Source organism: Burkholderia sp. BCC0419 (genome assembly GCF_902830285.1).
Classification (GTDB): Bacteria; Pseudomonadota; Gammaproteobacteria; order Burkholderiales; family Burkholderiaceae; genus Burkholderia.
Map to the genome: position 1 here is coordinate 2,316,272 of NZ_CADESR010000001.1, position 21,009 is coordinate 2,337,280.

The 21,009-nt window shown below is 67.5% G+C and carries 16 protein-coding genes; 11 read left to right on the top strand and 5 right to left on the bottom strand.

Going from position 1 to position 21,009, the window contains the following annotated elements; all coding sequences use genetic code 11:
- Nucleotides 1-138 precede the first annotated feature (138 nt).
- Together HWW87_RS10305 and HWW87_RS10310 are read left to right on the top strand one after the other, a co-directional pair.
- A complete protein-coding gene (locus HWW87_RS10305) occupies nt 139-2,433 on the top strand; it encodes an FUSC family membrane protein (RefSeq protein WP_175820202.1) in 2,295 nt (764 codons plus the stop codon).
- A gap of 296 nt (nt 2,434-2,729) precedes the next feature.
- Complete coding sequence (locus tag HWW87_RS10310) at nt 2,730-4,097, top strand: amino acid permease (RefSeq protein ID WP_175820203.1); 1,368 nt, start codon at nt 2,730-2,732, stop codon at nt 4,095-4,097.
- 149 nt (nt 4,098-4,246) lie between these two features.
- Here the strand turns inward: HWW87_RS10310 and HWW87_RS10315 are convergent, their stop codons facing one another.
- On the bottom strand, nt 4,247-4,408 hold the full coding sequence (locus HWW87_RS10315) for a hypothetical protein (protein WP_175820204.1): 162 nt from the start codon (nt 4,406-4,408) through the stop codon (nt 4,247-4,249).
- Between the two features lie 242 nt (nt 4,409-4,650).
- On the opposite strand from HWW87_RS10315, the gene HWW87_RS10320 reads away from it, so the two are divergent.
- From HWW87_RS10320 to HWW87_RS10330, 3 genes are all read left to right on the top strand, one after another.
- The gene (locus HWW87_RS10320; RefSeq protein ID WP_175820205.1) at nt 4,651-5,700 is read left to right on the top strand and encodes a Fe(3+) ABC transporter substrate-binding protein; all 1,050 of its coding nucleotides are present in this window, start codon (nt 4,651-4,653) and stop codon (nt 5,698-5,700) included.
- A gap of 70 nt (nt 5,701-5,770) precedes the next feature.
- On the top strand, nt 5,771-7,384 hold the full coding sequence (locus HWW87_RS10325) for an iron ABC transporter permease (RefSeq protein ID WP_244107198.1): 1,614 nt from the start codon (nt 5,771-5,773) through the stop codon (nt 7,382-7,384).
- Between the two features lie 4 nt (nt 7,385-7,388).
- Nucleotides 7,389-8,162 carry an ABC transporter ATP-binding protein gene (locus HWW87_RS10330; RefSeq protein ID WP_174430661.1) on the top strand — a complete coding sequence of 258 codons (774 nt, stop codon included), beginning with the start codon at nt 7,389-7,391 and terminating at the stop codon, nt 8,160-8,162.
- 30 nt (nt 8,163-8,192) lie between these two features.
- Here the strand turns inward: HWW87_RS10330 and HWW87_RS10335 are convergent, their stop codons facing one another.
- From HWW87_RS10335 to HWW87_RS10350, 4 genes are all read right to left on the bottom strand, one after another.
- Nucleotides 8,193-8,663 carry an Lrp/AsnC family transcriptional regulator gene (locus HWW87_RS10335; protein WP_006484401.1) on the bottom strand — a complete coding sequence of 157 codons (471 nt, stop codon included), beginning with the start codon at nt 8,661-8,663 and terminating at the stop codon, nt 8,193-8,195.
- A 234-nt stretch (nt 8,664-8,897) separates the two neighbouring features.
- Nucleotides 8,898-9,539, bottom strand: a complete 642-nt coding sequence (locus HWW87_RS10340) for an NAD(P)H-binding protein (RefSeq protein ID WP_174385128.1) — start codon at nt 9,537-9,539, stop codon at nt 8,898-8,900.
- Between the two features lie 146 nt (nt 9,540-9,685).
- A complete protein-coding gene (locus HWW87_RS10345) occupies nt 9,686-10,144 on the bottom strand; it encodes an Rrf2 family transcriptional regulator (protein WP_175820207.1) in 459 nt (152 codons plus the stop codon).
- 90 nt (nt 10,145-10,234) lie between these two features.
- Nucleotides 10,235-10,663, bottom strand: coding sequence for a hypothetical protein (locus tag HWW87_RS10350; RefSeq protein WP_174385130.1), 429 nt, complete (start codon nt 10,661-10,663; stop codon nt 10,235-10,237).
- Nucleotides 10,664-10,859: 196 nt separating this feature from the next.
- Between HWW87_RS10350 and HWW87_RS10355 the strand changes: the two genes are divergently transcribed.
- From HWW87_RS10355 to HWW87_RS10380, 6 genes are all read left to right on the top strand, one after another.
- Nucleotides 10,860-11,195, top strand: coding sequence for a hypothetical protein (locus HWW87_RS10355; protein ID WP_175820208.1), 336 nt, complete (start codon nt 10,860-10,862; stop codon nt 11,193-11,195).
- A gap of 254 nt (nt 11,196-11,449) precedes the next feature.
- Nucleotides 11,450-12,643, top strand: coding sequence for an ammonium transporter (locus tag HWW87_RS10360; RefSeq protein WP_175820209.1), 1,194 nt, complete (start codon nt 11,450-11,452; stop codon nt 12,641-12,643).
- Nucleotides 12,644-12,834: 191 nt separating this feature from the next.
- The gene (locus tag HWW87_RS10365) at nt 12,835-14,793 is read left to right on the top strand and encodes an alkaline phosphatase PhoX (protein ID WP_175820210.1); all 1,959 of its coding nucleotides are present in this window, start codon (nt 12,835-12,837) and stop codon (nt 14,791-14,793) included.
- A 640-nt stretch (nt 14,794-15,433) separates the two neighbouring features.
- Nucleotides 15,434-16,258: an IclR family transcriptional regulator gene (locus HWW87_RS10370; RefSeq protein ID WP_174385156.1), complete on the top strand. Its 825-nt coding sequence runs from the start codon at nt 15,434-15,436 to the stop codon at nt 16,256-16,258.
- Nucleotides 16,259-16,512: 254 nt separating this feature from the next.
- Entirely contained in the window at nt 16,513-17,877 is a 1,365-nt protein-coding gene (locus HWW87_RS10375; RefSeq protein WP_175820211.1) for an MdtA/MuxA family multidrug efflux RND transporter periplasmic adaptor subunit, read from the top strand.
- A gap of 15 nt (nt 17,878-17,892) precedes the next feature.
- Nucleotides 17,893-21,006: an MdtB/MuxB family multidrug efflux RND transporter permease subunit gene (locus HWW87_RS10380; protein ID WP_175820212.1), complete on the top strand. Its 3,114-nt coding sequence runs from the start codon at nt 17,893-17,895 to the stop codon at nt 21,004-21,006.
- Nucleotides 21,007-21,009: the final 3 nt, after the last annotated feature.

The window sequence follows — 21,009 nt, forward strand, 5'->3', positions numbered from 1 at the left end:
GATCACCAAGGATAACAAATGGGCCGCCGCCGCGAACCTCGGCCGGAAAGCCAGCTTTTGCGAGCCGCGAAATACGATAGACTCGTCGCCAATCAATACGCCGCCCCCGGGCGTCTTCGTCTGCCATTCAGCCCATCGATGCGCTATTCGGTCGAAATCAGAAAGTTTTTCTACAGCCAGTACTTTTTCGGCGGCCTGCGGATCGCGGTCGGCGTGTCGCTACCGGCCGTGTTGTGCCTGATCGTGTTTCACAACCGGGAGCTCGGCTTCACGATCTCGACCGGCGCCCTCGGCGCGTGCGTCGTCGACATGCCGGGCCCGCTGAAGTACAAGCACAACGAAATGCTCGCGTGCAGCGTGATCGGCTTCCTGGCCGCGCTCGCCACCGGCCTCGCGACGCCGAACATCTTCGCGCTGTGGCTCACGATCGTGCCGCTCACGTTCGTGCTGTCGCTGATCGTCGTCTACGGCAACCGCTGGCCGCAGATCAGCTTCGCGACGCTGTTCATGATGGTGATGACGCTCGAGGAGCAGTTCACGCCGCTGCAGGCGTTCGTCAACGCCGGCTGGATTCTCGCGGGCGGCCTCTGGTACACGTACTGGGCCACGCTCGTGTCGCAATGGCAGGCGCGCCGGATCGAGCAGCAGGCGCTGGCCGAAAGCCTGTTCGCCTGTGCCGACTACCTGCTCGCGCGCGCGCAGTTCTACGATCTCGACGCCGATCTCGACGAGTGCTACCGCAATCTCGTCGCCAAACAGATCACCGCGGTCGAAACGCAGGAGACCGCGCGCGACATCGTGCTGCGCAACCTGCCGAAGCTGCGGCGCGGCAAGCTCGACCCCGGCCGCACGACGATGTACAACCTGTTCATCAACAGCGTCGACCTGCACGAGCTGTTCGTCGGCGCACACACCGATTACTCGCTCGTGCGCAATACGTTCGGCGGCTCGGATCTGATCATTTTCTACCGCGACCTGATCCGCAAGGCCGCGGCCGATCTCGAGGAGGTCGGCCTCGCGGTGCTCGAAAACCGCGCGCCGCATTCGCACATCAGCGTGAAGGCCGAGCTGCGCGCGATCGAGTACGAGATCGAGCTGATGCGCAAGAAGAACTTCGCGGCCACCAATGCGGAAGCCTATGCGGCGGTGCTCGCGACGTTCCGGCGCATCTGGAGCGCGACGCGCCTGATCGACCGGATGCGCCGCAACCTGTCGGGCCACGCCGATCCGCAGCAAACCGAACTGAAGATCGACAAGGCGCTCACGCGCTTCCTGCAGCGCCGTCGCATGTCGCCGCTGCTGATCTTCTCGAACCTGAACATGCGCTCGCCGAGCTTTCGCCATGCGCTGCGCGTGACGATCGCCGTCGCGGTCGGCTTCTGGATCGGCCGGCTGCTGCCGCTCACGAACGCCTACTGGATCGTGATGACCACCATCATCATCCTGAAGCCCGGCTACTCGCTCACCAAGCAGCGCAACGCGGCGCGTATCGTCGGTACGCTGATCGGCTGCGCGGCGAGCGTCGCGCTGATCTACACGGTCAAGGATACGCACCTGCTGATCGCGATCATGTTCGGGTCGATGGTGATGAGCTACAGCCTGCTGCTGTTCAACTATGCGGCGAGCGTCGTGTTCACGTCGTCGTACGTGCTGCTGATGTTCCACCTGCTCGCGCCGGGCAGCATGCGGATCATCGGCGAGCGCGCAATCGACACGGTGGTCGGCTGCATGATCGCGATCGCCGCGAGCCGGCTGTTCCCGTACTGGGAATACCGGCTGATGGGCAAGCTCGTCACCGATATGCTGACGTCCACCCGCAAGTATTTCGAGGCCGTGTGGCGCGCCGGGCGCGGCATGTCGCCGCCACCGCCGGTGCCGACCGCCGACGGCGCTGCGGTCGTCGCGGGCGTCGCCGCGGCGATCGAGTCCACGGCTGCCAGCCTCGACGACGACTACCGCTACCGCCTCGCCCGCAAGGACGTGCACATCGCGTTCGCGAACCTCGGGCAGGCGTTCCAGCGAATGATGATCGAGCCGAAGGCGCACCAGCGCTTCGTGCCCGAACTGAACGACCTGCTCGTGCAGACGCATGTGCTCGGCGCGCAGATCACGGCTGCCGCGCCGCTGATCCGCAGCGCATGCGCGGCCGATGGCGGCCTCGTCCACGACGACGCGCTGCAGCGCGGCCTCGCCGCCGTGCTCGACAATCTCGAGAAGGCCGAGGCCGGCGAGCCGCCGCCCGCCGACCAGCTCGAAGCGTCGAAGCAGATCACGCGCGATCTCGATGCGATGGTCGTGTCCGCGGAAAAATCCGATGCGGTCGGCGCCGAGCTCACGCACGACCTGAAGGTGCTCGCGCACCAGTGCAAGCAGATGCTCGCGTCGTCGCTGCTGATCCGCAAGGATGCGAGCGTGATCCGCCTGCCCGCCTGACCTCCGTATGTCCACGCCGGCAGGCCAGCCCGCGCACGCCGCGGATCGGCCTGCCGGCACGCCTCGATTCAACGATCCCCGAAGAAGCATGCCCCACCCGCTCCACGCGGCCCGCGCCCGCGGCGCGCGACCGCCCCACGCCCCGTTCCGCTCGCCGCGCCAGTCAGGGAATACCCGATTCCGGCCACCGGGTCCGGCTTGTTATCATTCGTTCACATTCAAGTTGTATAGACAACTTGACGCAGTCGAACCGGCCCCGCTCGCCAGGTTCGTCGCATAACGATCTCGGAGACTCCATGAAAAACTTGCAGCGCCACCTGAGCGCGCGGCACATCCGCTTTCTCGCGCTGGGCTCGGCGATCGGCACGGGCCTGTTCTACGGTTCGGCGTCCGCGATCCAGCTCGCGGGCCCGGCCGTGATCCTCGCGTACCTCCTGGGCGGCGCGGCCGTCTACATGGTGATGCGCGCGCTCGGCGAGATGGCCGTGCGCGAACCCGTCGCCGGCTCGTTCGGCCACTACGCGACCGAGAACCTCGGCCCGTTCGCGGGCTTCGTCACCGGCTGGACCTACACGCTCGAAATGGTGATCGTCGCGATCGCCGACATCACCGCATTCGGCATCTACATGGGCTTCTGGTTTCCGGACGTGCCGCAATGGATCTGGGTGCTCGGCGTCGTCGCGATCATCTGCGGACTGAACCTGTGCCACGTGAAGGTATTCGGCGAGCTCGAATTCTGGCTGTCGATCATCAAGGTCGGCGCGATCGTCGCGATGATCGGCGGCGGCGTCGCGATCCTGCTGACCGGCATGCACTTCGGTCACTCGGCCGACGTGCCGACGTTCGCGAATCTATGGAACCACGGCGGCTTCTTGCCGAACGGCGTCGGCGGGCTGATCGCGTCGCTGTCGGTCGTGATCTTCGCGTATGGCGGCATCGAGGTGATCGGGATGAGCGCCGGCGAAGCGAAGGATCCGGAGCGCGTGATTCCGCGCGCGATCAACGCGGTGCCCGCACGCATCCTGCTGTTCTACGTGCTGACGATGGTGGTGCTGATGTCGATCGGCCCGTGGACCGGCGTCGGCAGCGACGGCAGCCCGTTCGTGCAGATCTTCTCGGCGCTCGGCGTGAAGTCGGCCGCGACGATCCTGAACCTCGTCGTGATCAGCGCGGCGATCTCGGCGATCAACAGCGACATCTTCGGCGCGGGCCGGATGATGTTCGGGATGGCGCGGCAGGGCCAGGCGCCGCGCGTGCTGATGACGACGTCGCGCCACGGCGTGCCGTGGGTCACGGTGCTCGTGATGGCCGGCGCGCTGCTGGTCGGCGTGCTGCTCAACTACCTGATGCCGAAGGACGTGTTCCTGGTGGTCGCCGCGATCGCGACGTTCGCGACCGTGTGGGTCTGGCTGATGATCCTGCTGTCGCAGGTGGCGATGCGTCGCCGCCTGTCGAGCGCCGAAGTCGCCGCGCTGAAGTTCAAGGTGCCGCTGTGGCCCGTTGCGCCGGCGCTGACGATCGCCTTCATGGGCTTCGTGATCGTGATGCTCGGCTGGTTCGACGATACGCGCGTGGCGCTGTATGTCGGCGCGGCGTGGCTCGCGCTGCTCGCGGCCGTGTTCTACGCACGGATCCGCCCGAAATTCGCCGCTGCGTCACGTTGACGCACGGCTGACCTGCCGATGCGGCGCGTCGGTTCCGGCGCGCCTTCCGCTGTCCCGGTTCCGCGCGGCGCCCGTCGCGCCGGAAGCCGCGGATCGACTCCGTTCACCCACCCCGCGCGCGCGACCCGACCGGGCCGCGCACCGGCACGTCAGTGCGATGCCGCGCTCGCGGCCTCGGCCGGATGGGCCTCGTCGTACGCGTGCTTCTGCGAAATCGCGTTGTACAGGATCGTCCCGATCACGAGCAGCACGGCCACGACGATCAGGATGCTCACGTTGCGGACAGGGTTCTTCTTGCGCTGATCGCTCATGGTCGGTGCGTCTCCGTCAAATTCATCGAAGCGGGCATTCTACGCGCTTGCGCCCACGCTGCGCCGCCCCGTTCGCCGATCTCCGTTCCCGGCTTCTCCCCTGCTTTCCGCAAGCTTTCGTTTGTTAATCGTTCCCATTTCGATTTAGAATCCCAAGTCTTTCATTTTGTAATGTTCCGGTCGCTCGGGCGGCAGGCGCGTCCCGGAACGCTTCCTCGTCCACCTGCCCCACCGGAGTCTCCATGTCGAATCCGCGCACCCGCCTGCTGCCGCTCGCCGGCGCCCTTGCCCTGACCCTGGCTGCGGCCGCCTTCGCGCCGCTTGCCCAGGCGGCCGAGGAAGTGAGCCTGTACACCACTCGCGAGCCGAAGCTGATCCAGCCGCTCATCGACGCGTTCACGAAGCAGAGCGGCGTCAAGGTCAACACGGTGTTCGTGAAGGACGGCCTGCTCGAGCGCGTGAAGGCGGAAGGCGCGCAGTCGCCGGCCGACGTGCTGATGACGGTCGACGTCGGCAACCTGCTCGACCTCGTCGACGGCGGCGTCACGCAGCCGGTGCGCTCGCAGGCGCTCGACGACGCGATTCCCGCGAACCTGCGCGGCACGAATGGCGACTGGTACGCGCTGTCGCTGCGCGACCGCGTGCTGTACGTCGAAAAGGACCTGAAGGTCGATGCGTTCCGTTACGAGGATCTCGCCGATCCGAAATGGAAGGGCAAGATCTGCATCCGCTCGGGCCAGCATCCGTACAACACGGCGCTCGTCGCGGCGATGATCGCGCACGACGGCGAGGCCGCGACCGAGCAATGGCTGCGCGGCGTGAAGGCGAACCTCGCGCGCAAGGCGACCGGCGGCGACCGTGACGTCGCACGCGACATCCTCGGCGGCATCTGCGACGTCGGCCTCGCGAACGCTTACTACGTCGGCCACATGAAAAACGCTGAACCGGGCAGCGATGCGCGCAAATGGGGTGACGCGATCAAGGTCGTGCGTCCGACGTTCGCGAACGCGAAGAGCGGCGGCACGCACGTGAACATCAGCGGCGCGACGGTGGCGAAGCACGCGCCGCACAAGGCCAATGCGGTGAAGCTGCTCGAATACCTGGTATCGCCGGAAGCGCAGGCGCTGTATGCGCAGGCGAACTACGAATACCCGGTGCGCGCGAACGTGAAGCTCGACCCGGTGATCGCGAGCTTCGGCACGCTGAAGGTCGATCCGCTGCCGCTGGCGGACATCGCGAAGCATCGCAAGCAGGCAAGCCAGCTCGTCGACAAGGTCGGCTTTGACAACTGACGCCTCGCCTGCTGGCGCCTACCGCGAGCCGCGCGGTTCGCGTCCGCGGTCGCGGCCGCGCGCGGGCAGCCTGTGGCTGCTCGCGGCGCTGACGATCGCCGCGGCGGTCGCGGCGCCGCTCGCGGTGCTCGTGGCCGCCGCGTTCGACGCCGATCTCGCGCACTGGCGGCATCTCGCCGAATTCGTGCTGCCGCAGGCGCTCGTCAATACGCTGTTGCTGCTCGCCGGGGTCGGCACGATCGTGTCGATCGTCGGCACCGGCTGCGCATGGCTCGTCACCGCGTACGATTTCCCCGGCCGCCGGATCCTGACCTGGGCGCTGCTGCTGCCGCTCGCGGTGCCCACCTACATCGTCGCGTTCGCGTATCTCGACCTGCTGCATCCGATCGGCCCCGTGCAGGGCGCGATCCGCTGGCTGCTCGGCTTCGACAGCCCGCGCCAGTTCCGCCTGCCCGACCTGCGCTCGCTGCCCGGCGCGATCTTCGTGCTCGGCTTCGTGCTGTATCCGTATGTCTATCTGAGCACGCGCGCGATGTTCGTCACGCAGTCCGCGAGCCTGCTCGAAGCCGCGCGCACGCTCGGCGCCGGCCGCCTCGCGACGTTCTGGCGCGTCGTCGTGCCGCTTGCCCGGCCCGCGATCGCGGTCGGCGTGAGCCTCGCGCTGCTCGAAACGCTGAACGATATCGGCGCGTCGGAATTTCTCGGCGTGCAGACGCTGACCGTGTCCGTCTATACGACGTGGATCACACGCTCCGATCTCGCCGGCGCCGCGCAGATCGCGCTCGCGATGCTCGCGATCGTCGTCGGCATGATCGCGCTCGAACGCTACGGGCGCCGCCGCCAGCGCTACGCGCACGGCCGGCGCATGCGGCCGATCGCGCCGCGCCGCCTGGCCGGCGCGGCCGCGCTGGGCGCCGCGGTGCTCGGCTGGCTGCCGGTCCTGCTCGGCTTCGGCGCGCCGGCCGCCTATCTCGCGGTCGAGACGGCCAAGCGGCTGCACCTCGTCGGCGGCGTGTCCGCGCAACTGATGACGGGGCTCGCGAACACACTGACGATCGCGACCGCCGCTACCGCCGCGACGCTCGCGTGCGGGCTGGTCGTCGCGTGGGCCGCCCGCGCACAGCGCGACAGCGCGCGTGCGGGCCCCGCCCGCCTGTGCGCGCGGATCGCGAGCCTTGGCTACGCGGTGCCGGGCACCGTGCTCGCGATCGGCCTGCTGATGCCGTTCGCGGCGGCCGACCGGCTGTTCGGCGCGGCGCTCGGCCGCGACGGGCTGCTGCTGATGGGCTCGGCGACCGCGCTCGTGATCGCCTATACCGTGCGTTTCCTCGCGATCCCGGCCGGCGGCATCGAGGCCGGCCTCGCGCGCATTCCGCCGTCGCTCGAACAGGCCGCGCGCTCGCTCGGCGAGACGGCCGGCGGCACGCTGCGCCGCGTCCACCTGCCGCTGTTGCGGCCCGCGCTCACGACGAGCGCGCTGCTGGTGTTCGTCGACGCGATGAAGGAGTTGCCGGCCACGCTGCTGCTGCGCCCGTTGAATTTCGACACGCTCGCGACCTGGCTGTATGCGGAAGCCGCGCGCGGCACCTATGAAGAAGGCGCGGTCGCCGCGCTCGCGATCGTGCTGGCCGGGCTCGTGCCCGTGATCCTGCTCGCCCGCACCCGCCACAAGATCGGAGCCTGACACCGTGAACCTGCTCGAACTCGACGACCTCTGCGTCGCCTACGACACGCCGCACGGCCGCCGCACCGTGGTCGACGGCCTGAGCCTCGCGCTGCCGCGCGGCGACATCGGCTGCCTGCTCGGCGCGTCCGGCTGCGGCAAGACCACCGTGCTGCGCGCGATCGCCGGCTTCGAACCCGTGCGCATGGGGCGCATCGTGCTGGACGGCACGCCGGTCGCGGCGCCGTCGCTCGACGTACCGCCCGAGCGACGGCGCATCGGGATGATGTTCCAGGATTACGCGCTGTTCCCGCACCTGAGCGCGGCCGACAACGTCGCGTTCGGCCTGCGACGCATGCCGAAGGCCGAACGGCGCCTGCGCGTCGCGCAGATGCTCGAGCTCGTCGGCCTCGCCGATTCCGGCGACGCCTATCCGCACGAACTGTCGGGCGGCCAGCAGCAGCGCGTCGCCCTCGCGCGCGCACTCGCGCCGTCGCCGGAACTGCTGCTGCTCGACGAGCCGTTCTCGAATCTCGACGTCGATACGCGCGAGCGGCTCGCATTCGAGCTGCGCGACATCCTGAAGCACACGGGCCACACCGCGATCCTCGTCACGCACAATCAGGCGGAAGCGTTCGCGATCGCCGACCGGATCGGCGTGATGAAGGACGGCCGGCTCGCGCAATGGGATACGCCGTACGCGCTGCACCATCATCCGGCCAGCCCGTTCGTCGCGGATTTCGTGCGCCGCGACGCGCTGGCCGACGAACGCGCGCGCGCCCTGGCGCGCGGCCGCTGAAGTCGCGCCGCCGGCGCGACCGCGTGCCCGTCAGGCAGGCTCGGCCAGATCGCGCACGGGCAGCGCGGTCGAATACTTGATCTGCTCCATCGCGAACGACGAACTGACGTCGAACAGCGGCACCGTGCGAATCAGCTGCTTGTAGACGCGGTCGTAGTCGTCGATGCCGGCCACGACGACGCGCAGCAGGTAATCGGTCTCGCCGCTCATCCGGTAGACCTCGACCACTTCCGGCATGTCGCGCACCGCCTGCGTGAAGCGCTGCGCCCATTCCTCGGTGTGCTGGTTCGTGCGAATCGCGACGAACACGGTCGTGCCGACCCCGAGCTTGCGCGGATCGCACAGCGCGACCTGCGCGCGAATCGCGCCGGTTTCCTTCAGCCGCTGCACGCGCTTCCAGCACGGCGTCTGCGACAGGTTCACGCGCTGTGCCAGCTCCGCGATCGGCAGCGTGGCATCCGCCTGCAGCAGTTCCAGCAGCTTGCGATCGATGGCGTCCATTTCTCCATTCCCTCGTCGATAGAAATTTATTCTATTCATCCTGCCCAACGGGGAACAATATGAAAACTGCCTCGTTGCGTCGACCGGTGTAAATACCGATCCGGCGCGCGCTCGCCGCTCCAAACGAAGCAGGCGACGCCACCCGCAAGGGTGGAATCGCCTGAAATGGCTGCGCGTCGCGGCTTGCACGTCGCGCCCCGGCCGGCGCTTACCCGCCGCCGGCCGTCATGCCGCTCAATACGCGACCGTCGCGATCTCGCGCACGAAGCTGTCCTGCTCGAGCGCGTCGACGAACGCGACCGCGTAGTCTTCCGCCGAGATCTTGCTGTTGCCCTGCGCGTCCACGATCAGCTTGCCGACGCCCGTGCGGAACGTGCCCGTGCGCTCGCCCGGCGCGATCAGTGCGGCCGGCGCGAAGAAGGTCCAGTCGAGATCGGCGACCGTCTTCAGGTAGTCGAGCGCGTCGCGGTGCGCGAGCGCGACCGCCTTGTACGCGTCCGGGAAACCCTCGGTGTCGACGAGCTGCTTGCCCGGCGCGACTTCGAGCGAACCGGCGCCGCCCACCACCACGAGCCGCTTCAAACCGGCCTGGCGCGTGCCGGCGACCAGCGCTTTCGCGACCGCGACGACCTGCGCCGCATCTTCCTGCTTCGGGCCGTACGCGCTTGCGACGACGTCATGGCCCGGCAGCGCGGCCGCGATGCTGGCCGCGTCGAACAGGTCGGCCGCCTTCGCGGTGATGCCGTCGCCGGATGCGCCCGGATGGCGCGACAGCGCCGTGACGCGGTGGCCGCGCCGCACGGCTTCCGCCGCGATGCGCGAGCCGATCATGCCGGTGGCGCCGAACAGCGCGATATTCAATGAACGTTGCGTCATATCGATTCTCCAGAAATAAAAATATGTAACATAATCAATTACACATAAGGCCGAAAAAAACGGGGCGAAGCCCCCGTTGCGCCGATCGCCGCGCGTGCGCGCCGTCCGGCTTCCTGCCCTGCCTGCCATCGGGCACCCGCCGTCAGTCACCCGCCGGCGCGCGCCGCCCGTTGCGTGCGCTGTTCTTCCAGATCCAGCATGTCGGCCGTCACGTCGACGAGCGTGCGCGTGGCGAGCGACGCCTCCATCGCGCGCTGCGCGTCGCCGATATAGCCGGTCAGCACGCCCTGGATGTGCCGTCCGACGAGACACGCCGGATTCGGCGCCTCGCGGTGCAGCGCGAACAGTTGCGCATCGTCGACCGCACGATACACGTCGAGCAGCGTGATCTCGCCGGGCTCGCGCGCCAGCAGCGCACCGCCGCCCGCGCCGAGCTGCGACGTGGTCAGCCCTGCTGCCGCCAGCATCGACAGCAACCGGCGAATCAGCGCCGGATTCGTATTCACGCTGCCCGCGATGATGTCGGACGACAACGGCACGCCTTCCTGCATCGATAGCAAGGCAAGCACGTGGACGGCAAACGCGAACCGGCTGCTGGTATTCATTCCTGACTCACTCGGCGACGCCGGCCCGACCCGCAACCGGCGACATGTGTAACCATCATAATTACATTTTGCGGATCGTGCAAGCCCGCGTCATTCGCCGCTCGCGGGTTTCGCCCCCGAGGCGCTCTGCTGGCTCCACTGCTGGAGTTTCTTGCCGGCTTCGGCGATCTTCGCGCCCGCTTCGGAAGCCGCATGCGCGACGACGGCGGACGCCGCCGCATCGATCTGCGCCTGCGCGGCGGACGCGAGGCCGCTCGCGGACAACGGCGGGACGGCCGACGCCGCGGAGGCGAGGCCCGCCTTCGCCGCGTTGATCTGTTGATTGACGGTGCTCGCCACCTGGTCGAGCGCCTTGGCCGCATTGTTCGCGGCATCGGCGGCCGCGCTCGCGGCCGTATCGGGTTGCGCGGCCGGCGTGCCGGACTTCTCGCAGCCCGCGAGCAACAGCAGCGCACCGGCGGCCACGGCCGCCAGCACGGACCCGGGCACGCGACGCGCCCGCGATGTCTTCATGTTCATCAGCAATCTCCGGCCGCGCGTTGCACGACCTCATGGTTGGACCGGTGTCGATGATACCGCCTGTGGAACTGGCCCAATGACGACCCGCCATTAAAAATGCCTTTCAATTTCGGACTCGTCTGATTCAATCGCAGGCGCCACGCCTCTAAAGTGGGCACGCTTCAGTTCGCTTCGTCCGTGCCCCCTTTTCCTCGTTATGGCTTTCCTCGTCGATTGGCTCATCGCCCTGGCCGCGCTGCTCGCCGCCACCCTGTTCCTGTGCCTGCGTGCGCCGTCGGCGCGCCGCCTCGCCGAATCCGGGCGGCCGCGCCGCATCGCCTGCGCGCGCCTGCTCACGCAGGCCGTGATCGGTTTCTGGACGGCCGCGCTGATCGTCGCGCAAGGCATCCTCGGCGCCGACGGCGACGGCCAGTCGCTTGCGGGCTTCGCGGCGCTCGCGTTCGCCGCGCTCGGGCTGGCGACCGTCGCCGCCTACTGGTCGGCGTGCGCGCTGCGGCTGCGCCGGCCGCCCGCGCTGTTCGCGCGCCACTGACGCGCCAGATCGGTGCGCGGCACCGCATCGCCGCGCACCGGTTCATTCGTCGTACGCACCAGTTCGGCACGAACCGCACCACGTACGTGCACCCGGAGCGACGCCAGATCGCCGCCGATCACGCCCCGATCCCGTGCACGATTCACCGGAATGCCGCATCGCGCGGTATCCGGGCACCAATTCCACGCAGTCGTTCACCAGGTTGGCTCGATACTTGCGTTCCTTGCCCGTTTTTTGCGCAAGGAAGCTAGGGCATGGATGGTCTGAAATCCGGCGTCGACACACTGTTCCTGTTGATCGGCGCCGTCATGGTGCTCGCGATGCACGCGGGCTTCGCATTTCTCGAACTCGGCACGGTCCGCAAGAAGAACCAGGTCAACGCGCTCGTGAAGATCCTGGTCGACTTCTCGGTGTCGACGCTCGCGTATTTCTTCATCGGCTACACGATCGCGTACGGCGTCGAATTCTTCGACGACATCGGCACGCTGTCGCAGCACAACGGCTACGCGCTCGTGCGCTTCTTCTTCCTGCTGACGTTCGCGGCGGCGATCCCGGCGATCGTGTCCGGCGGCATCGCCGAGCGCGCGAAGTTCAACCCGCAGCTCGTCGCGACGCTGATCATCGTCGGCTTCATCTATCCGTTCTTCGAAGGGGTCGCGTGGAACGAGCGCTTCGGCGTGCAGGCCTGGCTCACGCACGCGTTCGGCGCGCCGTTCCACGACTTCGCGGGCTCGGTCGTCGTGCATGCGTTCGGCGGCTGGGTCGCGCTGCCGGCCGTGCTGCTGCTCGGCGCGCGCCACGGCCGCTATGCGAAGGACGGCCGGATCGCCGCGCACCCGCCGTCGAACATCCCGTTCCTCGCGCTCGGCGCGTGGGTGCTCGCGGTCGGCTGGTTCGGCTTCAACGTGATGAGCGCGCAGACGCTCGACAAGATCAGCGGCCTCGTCGCGGTGAATTCGCTGATGGCGATGGTCGGCGGCACGCTCGCCGCGTGGCTGGCCGGCCGCAACGACCCGGGCTTCACGTACAACGGGCCGCTCGCGGGCCTCGTCGCGGTCTGCGCGGGCTCGGACGTGATGCATCCGATCGGTGCGCTCGTCACGGGCGCCGCGGCCGGTGCGCTGTTCGTCGCGATGTTCACCTGCGTGCAGAACCGCTGGCGCATCGACGACGTGCTCGGCGTGTGGCCGCTGCACGGGATGTGCGGCGCGCTCGGCGGCCTTGCGGCCGGCGTGTTCGGCATGCCCGCGCTCGGCGGCCTCGGCGGCGTGTCGTTCCTGTCACAGCTCGTCGGCACGCTCGGCGGCATCGCGATCGCCACCGCCGGCGGCACGCTCGTGTACGGCGCGCTGAAGGCGACCGTCGGCCTGCGACTCGATCGCGAAGCCGAATTCGACGGGGCCGACCTGTCGATCCACCGCATCTCGGCGACACCCGAGCGCGATTGAGCGCAAGCAAGCATCCGATGGGCATCCCGCAGCATGCCTGACGGATGCCGACGCATCATTACGTTTTCAATTCAAAAAACTTTCATCTAGCGTCCCTACACTTCGGTCCAGATTTCAACTTGCCTTCGCGAAGCTTGCCGCTCGCCTGCTTCGCGAAGGCCATTCTTCCAACAAACGAAACTGGACTCCACATGCCCGCGTTGCCCAATGCTTCCCGTCGTCAGGCCCTGAAGATCCTCGCCGGCGCGCCGATGCTGCCCCTTTCCGGCCTCGCGCTGCCGGCCCTGCTGACAGGTTGCGGCGGCGACGACGATCCCGCGTCGACGCCGGCTGCCGCTGCCTATACGTCGGCGGCATTCTCGGCGATGGCCGCGCCGACGCTCGACAACGCGGCCGCGATGGCCACGACGACGGTCGGCTCGACGCTGTCGGTGTCGTTCTCGGACGGCTCGTCGCGCAACTTCAAGCTCGCGTACCGGCCGTTCTTCGTGACGGGCGACATGGTGCCGGACGGCAACGGCGGCACGACGCTCGCGGGCGGCTACTACGACATCAACAACCAGCCGATCATCGATCGCTCAGTGGCCGGCAAGGAGCGCCAGTTCTATTCCGACTGCCCGGACGGCAGCTCGCTGCTGACGCTGAAGAACGCGAACGTGCCCGGCGTGAAAGGCAATGCGGTGTTCGCGGTCGTCCAGTTCGAATACACGACGCGCGACCAGGCGAGCGCGTCGCAGTACGGCCAGCTGCCGTCGCCGATCGCCGTGCTCACGCTCGACCAGGATCCGGCCACCGGTGCGCTGAAGGTCGTGAAGTACCACAACGTCGACACGTCGAAGGCGCACGGCCTGTGGATCACCTGCGGCGCGAGCCTGTCGCCGTGGGGCACCCACCTGTCGAGCGAGGAATACGAGCCGGACGCGACGAAGGCTGCGACCGACACGCAGTTCAAGGCATTCAGCAAGAACACGTTCGGCGACGAGACGAAGGCGAACCCCTATCACTACGGCCACCTGCCCGAGATCACGGTGAACCCGGATGGCACCGGCACGGTGAAGAAGCACTACTGCCTCGGCCGCATCTCGCACGAGCTGATCCAGGTGATGCCGGACCAGCGCACCGTGATGATGGGTGACGACGCCACCAACGGCGGCCTGTTCATGTTCGTCGCCGACAAGGCGGCCGACCTGTCGGCCGGCACGCTGTACGTGGCGAAGTGGACGCAGACGTCGTCCGCCGGCGCGGGCACCGCGACGCTGACGTGGATCAAGATCGGCCACGCGACCAGCAGCGAAATCGAAGCGCTCGCGAACACGCTGAAGGCGTCGGACATCATGGACCTGGTGACCACCGACCCGAACGATGCGAGCTACACGAAGATCCACTTCGGCGGCAAGTTCAACTGGATGCGCGTGAAGCCGGGGATGGAAAAGGCGGCCGCGTTCCTCGAGACGCACCGCTACGCGGCGCTGCTCGGCGGCAGCATGGCGTTCACGAAGCTCGAAGGCACGACCGTGAACGCGAAGGACAAGATCGTCTACACGGCGATGTCGCGGATCGAAACGTCGATGGTCAAGGGCAACGCGGTGTCGCGCGACGTCGCGGTCGACAAGAAGATCGCCGCGGGCGCCGTCTACGCGCTGAACCTGAAGGCCGGCCAGCGCGACACGACGGGCGGCGCGATCGACAGCGAATGGGTGCCGGTCGACATGGGCGCGCCGGCCGCGCTGGTCGGCGAGGATCTCGCCGCGGCCGACGCGCTCGGCAACCTCGCGAACCCGGACAAGATCGCGAACCCGGACAACCTGAAGTTCTCCGAAAAGCTGCGCACGCTGTTCATCGGCGAAGACTCGGGCATGCACGTGAACAACTTCCTGTGGGCCTACAACGTCGACACGAAGTCGCTCTCGCGCGTGCTGTCGTGCCCGGCCGGCGCCGAATCGACGGGCCTGCACGCGGTCGACGAGATCAACGGCTGGACGTACATCATGAGCAACTTCCAGCACGTGGGCGACTGGGAATCGCCGCTGCACGACAAGGTCAAGCCGACGCTCGACCCGCTCGTGCGCGCGAACTACAAGGATCGCTTCGGCGCCAGCGTCGGCTACCTGACGGCCGAGCAGACCAGCATCAAGCTCGCGAAAGGCTGACCGCCGCGCTCGAGGGGGCATTGCTCCTTGCAGGGCGTCCCTGACCGGGCGTCCCTAACCGGGCGTCCCTAACCAGGCGTCCTTTCTTCATCACCGTTCATTCGTCGGCGCTCCACGCCGTTTCACGCGCGATGCCCACTGCGGGCGTCGCGCTTTTTTTGCGTGCGGAGATCGTGCAGGCGGTGCAAATCGCGTATGCAAACAGGCGCGAAACTGGCCCGGACAGGCGTTTGCGGCGATCGGGGGATAATACGGGCCTGACGCGTCCGGGCGGACGGTCGGAAAACAGGCAAAAAAAAAGCGCCACGGAGACCGTGGCGCTAAAAAAGTTCTAGCCATTCCGAGGGCCGTGCTAGAACCTGAGAGACTGCGCGAAACATCGTTGCCGGTTAAACTCTTGAAACGATGTTTCGAAAACGTGAGACATTCTTTCTGTTTCCGCCCGACAAGTCAAGCGGTATTTGCACCGGTTCATGCACTTTCCAGCAATGCTCATTTGAGCGTTTTCCTAATAAACCAAGGGTGAACCCGCAAAATCTCATCCAATGACCGGTTCGCCCGCGGAACATGCATCCTTTGACAATAGTCCTACAATACCAACAAAATTGAAATCGAGTTTCGGAATTAGAGAGAATCCCTCGTGTCGACCACTGTAACCTCTCCCGCGTCGCGGGACCGTGAATCGTCGCCCGACGAGATCACCGCCCTCGCCCGCGGTCTCGCCGTGCTGCGCCGCATCGCGGCTGCCGACGCCCCCGTCAGCAACCGCGAACTGACCGAATTGACCGGCATCCCGAAGCCGACCGTCTCGCGCATCACCGCGACGCTCGTCAGCGCCGGCTTCCTGTTCCAATTGCCCGACAGCGAGCGCTTCGTGCTCACCGCGTCGGTACTCGAACTGAGCCACGGCTTCCTGCGCAACTTCGACATCCGCGCGCGTTCGCGGCCGTTCATGATCGAGCTGGCCGAACGCACGTCGCTGTCCGTGCACCTCGCGGTGCGCGACCGGCTAGACATGGTCGCGATCGACGTGATCCGCCCGCGCTCGGCCGTGCTCGTCACGCGCCTCGAAATCGGCTCGCGAATGGACATCGCACGTACGGCCGTGGGCCGCGCGTATCTCGCCGCCCTCGAGGACGACGAGCGCCGCCTGCTGCTCGAGTCGCTGCGCACCACCGCCGGCGACGACTGGCCGCACGTGTCCGCCCGCCTCACGCCCGCGCTCGACGAAGCGATGCGCGACGGCCATGCGATCGCGATCGGCGAATGGCGCGAAGGCCTGAATGCGGTCGCGGCCGGTTTCGTCGGCCCGTCCGGTCAACGCTATTCGGTGAATTGCGGCGGCGCGGCGCATCAGTGTCCGCCCGAATGGCTGCAGGACCACGTGGTGCCCGCGCTGCAGGAATGCATCGCGAAAATCACCCGCGAAATCGGCGGCGCGCCGGCCCGGCGCGTCGGCCTGTAATCGTTTCGTCATCGCGCTGTCGCGTTCTGTAACGACCGTAACCCGTTGAAAGATAGACCGCTGGACTGTAACGGGGACGGCACGTAGGATCATGCCCATCGTCGCGCCGCACTCGCGGTGCGCACCGCTCTTTTCCCGCGCGGATCGGCGGGGCCCCGGACCGAGCCGGGCCGCCCCGTCCCGTCACCCGCACGCCCACGCGCAGCCGAGCAGCCCGATTTCCGGCCGCCGCGCCGTCTTCCTGACAGAACACGATGGATAACGAACAAAAGCCCACGCCCCCTTCGAAAGACCCTGCGCCCGCCGTCGCCCGGCGGCCGCGCCGCACGTTGCTGATCGGCACCGTCGCGGTCGTCGTCATCGGCGGCCTGTTGTGGTGGCACCCGTGGAACCGCACGCCGGCGGCAGGCAGCACCGCGCAAAGCGCGGGCGCCAGCGCCGCTGCGGGCGGCCATCGCGGCCGCGGCGGCCCCGCTGCGATGGCGAACGTGCCGCAGCCGGTGCAGGTCGCCACCGCGACGCAGGGCGAGATGCCGATCGTGCTGTCCGCACTCGGCACCGTCACGCCGCTCGCGAACGTGACGGTGAAGACTCAGTTGTCGGGCTACCTGCAGTCGGTGTCGTTCCAGGAAGGCCAGATCGTCAGGAAGGGCGACGTGCTCGCGCAGATCGACCCGCGCCCGTACCAGGTCGCGCTCGAGAACGCCGAAGGCACGCATGCGCGCGACGCGGCGCTGCTCGCGACCGCCCGCCTCGACCTGAAGCGCTACCAGACGCTGCTGTCGCAAGACTCGATCGCGTCGCAAACCGTCGATACGCAGGCGTCGCTCGTCAAGCAGTACGAAGGCGCGGTGAAGACCGACCAGGCCGCGATCGATTCCGCGAAACTCAATCTCACGTATGCGCGCATCACCGCGCCGGTCTCCGGCCGCGTCGGCCTGCGCCAGGTCGACCCCGGCAACTACGTGACGCCGGGCGACGCCAACGGCATCGTCGTGATCACGCAGTTGCAGCCGATGAGCGTGATCTTCACGACGTCGGAAGACAACCTGCCGCAGATCCTCAAGCAGGTGAACGCGGGCCAGAAGCTGTCGGTCACCGCCTACAACCGCAACAACACGGTGCCGCTCGAGACGGGCGCGCTCGCGACGCTCGACAACCAGATCGACACGAGCACCGGCACGGTCAAGCTGCGCGCGAACTTCGATAACAAGGAAGGCATGCTGTTCCCGAATCAGTTCGTGAACACGCGGCTGCTCGTCGACGTGATGCGCAACGCGACGATCGTGCCGACCTCCGCCGTGCTGACGGGCTCGATCGGCCAGTTCGTCTATGTCGTGAAACCCGACAACACCGTGACGGTGCGCAAGGTCACGATCGGCCCGGTCGACGGCGAACGCACGAGCATCGTCAGCGGCATCGCGCTCGGCGAGCGCGTGGTGACCGACGGCTCGGACCGCCTGCGCGAAGGCTCGAAGATCTCGATTCCGGCCGACAAGCCGAAAGGCGCGTCGGGCGCGCGCGGCGCAAGCGCGGCGTCGGGCGCATCGGGTGCCGGCGGTCATCGCGGCGGACACAAGCACGGCGCGTCGCAGGCAGCGGCCCCCGCGGCCCAGTAACGCGCGGGCCGCTCGATGAATCCATCCCGCCTCTTCATTCTCCGGCCGGTCGGCACCGCTCTCCTGATGGCGGCGATCATGCTGGCCGGTCTCGTCGCGCTGCGCTTCCTGCCGCTCGCCGCGCTGCCCGAGGTCGACTATCCGACGATCCAGGTCCAGACCTTCTATCCGGGCGCGAGCCCGGAGGTGATGACGTCGTCGGTCACCGCGCCGCTCGAACGCCAGTTCGGGCAGATGCCGTCGCTGAACCAGATGTCGTCGCAAAGCTCGGCCGGCGCGTCGGTGATCACGCTGCAGTTCTCGCTCGACCTGCCGCTCGACATCGCCGAACAGGAAGTGCAGGCCGCGATCAACGCGGCCGGCAACCTGCTGCCGTCCGACCTGCCGGCCCCGCCGATCTACGCGAAGGTGAACCCGGCCGATGCCCCGGTGCTGACGCTCGCCGTCAAGTCGAAGACGCTGCCGCTCACGCAGGTGCAGGACCTGGCCGACACGCGCCTCGCGATGAAGATCTCGCAGATCGCCGGCGTCGGCCTCGTCAGCCTGTCGGGCGGCAACCGCCCGGCCGTGCGGATCCAGGCGAACCCGACCGCGCTCGCGAAGTACGGGATGAACCTCGACGACCTGCGCACGACGATCTCGAACCTGAACGTCAACACGCCGAAGGGCAACTTCGACGGCCCGACGCGCGCGTACACGATCAACGCGAACGACCAGCTGACGAGCGCCGACCAGTACAACAGCGCGGTCGTCGCGTACAAGAACGGTCGCCCGGTGATGCTGACCGACGTCGCGACGGTCGTCGCCGGCTCGGAGAACACCAAGCTCGGCGCGTGGGTGAATTCGGACCCCGCGATCATCCTGAACGTGCAGCGCCAGCCGGGCGCGAACGTGATCGCGACCGTCGACGCGATCAAGGCGCAGCTGCCGAAGCTGCAGGAGACGCTGCCGGCCGCGCTCGACGTCGAGATCGTCACCGATCGCACGACGATGATCCGTGCGGCCGTACGCGACGTGCAGTTCGAGCTGCTGCTCGCGGTCGGGCTCGTCGTGCTGGTGATGTACCTGTTCCTCGCGAACGTCTACGCGACGATCATCCCGAGCCTGTCGGTGCCGCTGTCGCTGATCGGCACGCTCGCGGTGATGTACATGGCCGGCTTCTCGCTGAACAACCTGTCGCTGATGGCGCTCACCATCGCGACCGGCTTCGTCGTCGACGATGCGATCGTGATGATCGAGAACATCTCGCGCTACGTCGAGGAAGGCGAATCGGGGCTCGAGGCCGCGCTGAAGGGCTCGCGGCAGATCGGCTTCACGATCATCTCGCTGACGGTCTCGCTGATCGCGGTGCTGATCCCGCTGCTGTTCATGGGCGACGTGGTCGGCCGGCTGTTCCATGAATTCGCGATCACGCTCGCGGTGACGATCGTGATCTCGGCGATCGTGTCGCTCACGCTCGTGCCGATGATGTGCGCGAAGCTGCTGCGCCATTCGCCGCCGCCGGAGAGCCACCGCTTCGAGGCGCGCGTGCACCGCACGATCGACTGGGTGATCGCGCGCTACGCGGTCGCGCTCGAGTGGGTGCTGAACCGCCAGCGCTCGACGCTCGTCGTCGCGCTGCTGACGCTCGGGCTGACCGCCCTGCTCTATGTCTACGTGCCGAAGGGCTTCTTCCCCGCGCAGGACACCGGCGTAATCCAGGCGATCACGCAGGCGCCGCAGTCGATCTCGTACGGCGCGATGGCCGAACGCCAGCAGGCGCTCGCGGCCGAGATCCTGAAGGATCCGAACATCGACAGCCTGACGTCGTTCATCGGCGTCGACGGCAGCAACATCACGCTGAACAGCGGCCGGATGCTGATCAACCTGAAGGCACGCGACGAACGCACCGAAACCGCCGCGCAGATCATCCGCGACCTCCAGCGTCGCGTCGCGAACATCACCGGCATTTCGCTGTTCATGCAGCCGGTGCAGGATCTGACGATCGACTCGACGGTCAGCCCGACGCAGTACCAGTTCATGCTGACGAGCCCGAACGCCGGCGAATTCTCGACCTGGGTACCGAAACTCGTCGCGCGGCTACAGCAGGAGCCGTCGCTCGCCGACGTCGCGACCGACCTGCAAAGCAACGGCCAGTCGGTGTACATCGAGATCGACCGCCCGAGCGCCGCGCGTTTCGGCATCACGCCGGCAACCGTCGACAACGCGCTGTACGACGCGTTCGGCCAGCGCATCGTGTCGACGATCTTCACGCAGTCGAACCAGTACCGCGTGATTCTCGAGTCGGAGCCGAAGGAGCAGCACTACGCGCAATCGCTGAACGACATCTACCTGCCGTCGGCCGGCGGCGGCCAGGTGCCGCTGTCGTCGATCGCGTCGTTCCACGAGCGGCCGTCGCCGCTGCTGGTCGCGCACCTGTCGCAGTTCCCGTCGACGACGATCTCGTTCAACCTCGCGCCGGGCGCGTCGCTCGGCGAAGCGGTCAAGGCGATCGAGGCCGGCGAGAAGGACATCGGCCTGCCCGGCTCGTTCCAGACGCGCTTCCAGGGCGCGGCGCTCGCGTTCCAGGCGTCGCTGTCGAACCAGCTGTTCCTGATCCTCGCGGCGGTCGTCACGATGTACATCGTGCTCGGCGTGCTGTACGAGAGCTACATCCATCCGATCACGATCCTGTCGACGCTGCCGTCGGCCGGCGTCGGCGCACTGCTCGCGCTGATGATCACCGGGCACGACCTCGACATCATCGGGATCATCGGCATCGTGCTGCTGATCGGCATCGTGAAGAAGAACGCGATCATGATGATCGACTTCGCGCTCGAGGCCGAACGCGTCGAAGGCAAGCCGCCGCGCGAGGCGATCTACCAGGCGTGCCTGCTGCGCTTCCGGCCGATCCTGATGACGACGCTCGCCGCGCTGCTCGGCGCGGTGCCGCTGATCGTCGGCTCCGGCGCGGGCTCCGAGCTGCGCCAGCCGCTCGGGATCGCGATCGCCGGCGGGCTGATCGTGTCGCAGGTGCTGACGCTGTTCACGACGCCGGTGATCTACCTCGGCTTCGACTCGCTCGCGCGCCGCGTGCGCGGCTGGTTCGAACGCCGCGGCCCCCAAGCCGGCACGCGCACGGATGCGTAACCG

Coding starts and splice junctions, on each gene's coding strand:
- HWW87_RS10335 (WP_006484401.1), bottom strand. CDS start 8,663: ATGGACGCCATCGATCGCAAGCTGCTGGAACTGCTGCAGGCGGATGCC.
- HWW87_RS10315 (WP_175820204.1), bottom strand. CDS start 4,408: ATGAGCGATCAGCGCAAGAAGAACCCTGTCCGCAACGTGAGCATCCTG.
- HWW87_RS10365 (WP_175820210.1), top strand. CDS start 12,835: ATGCCCGCGTTGCCCAATGCTTCCCGTCGTCAGGCCCTGAAGATCCTC.
- HWW87_RS10305 (WP_175820202.1), top strand. CDS start 139: ATGCGCTATTCGGTCGAAATCAGAAAGTTTTTCTACAGCCAGTACTTT.
- HWW87_RS10355 (WP_175820208.1), top strand. CDS start 10,860: ATGGCTTTCCTCGTCGATTGGCTCATCGCCCTGGCCGCGCTGCTCGCC.
- HWW87_RS10380 (WP_175820212.1), top strand. CDS start 17,893: ATGAATCCATCCCGCCTCTTCATTCTCCGGCCGGTCGGCACCGCTCTC.
- HWW87_RS10340 (WP_174385128.1), bottom strand. CDS start 9,539: ATGACGCAACGTTCATTGAATATCGCGCTGTTCGGCGCCACCGGCATG.
- HWW87_RS10360 (WP_175820209.1), top strand. CDS start 11,450: ATGGATGGTCTGAAATCCGGCGTCGACACACTGTTCCTGTTGATCGGC.
- HWW87_RS10375 (WP_175820211.1), top strand. CDS start 16,513: ATGGATAACGAACAAAAGCCCACGCCCCCTTCGAAAGACCCTGCGCCC.
- HWW87_RS10320 (WP_175820205.1), top strand. CDS start 4,651: ATGTCGAATCCGCGCACCCGCCTGCTGCCGCTCGCCGGCGCCCTTGCC.
- HWW87_RS10350 (WP_174385130.1), bottom strand. CDS start 10,663: ATGAACATGAAGACATCGCGGGCGCGTCGCGTGCCCGGGTCCGTGCTG.
- HWW87_RS10310 (WP_175820203.1), top strand. CDS start 2,730: ATGAAAAACTTGCAGCGCCACCTGAGCGCGCGGCACATCCGCTTTCTC.
- HWW87_RS10345 (WP_175820207.1), bottom strand. CDS start 10,144: ATGAATACCAGCAGCCGGTTCGCGTTTGCCGTCCACGTGCTTGCCTTG.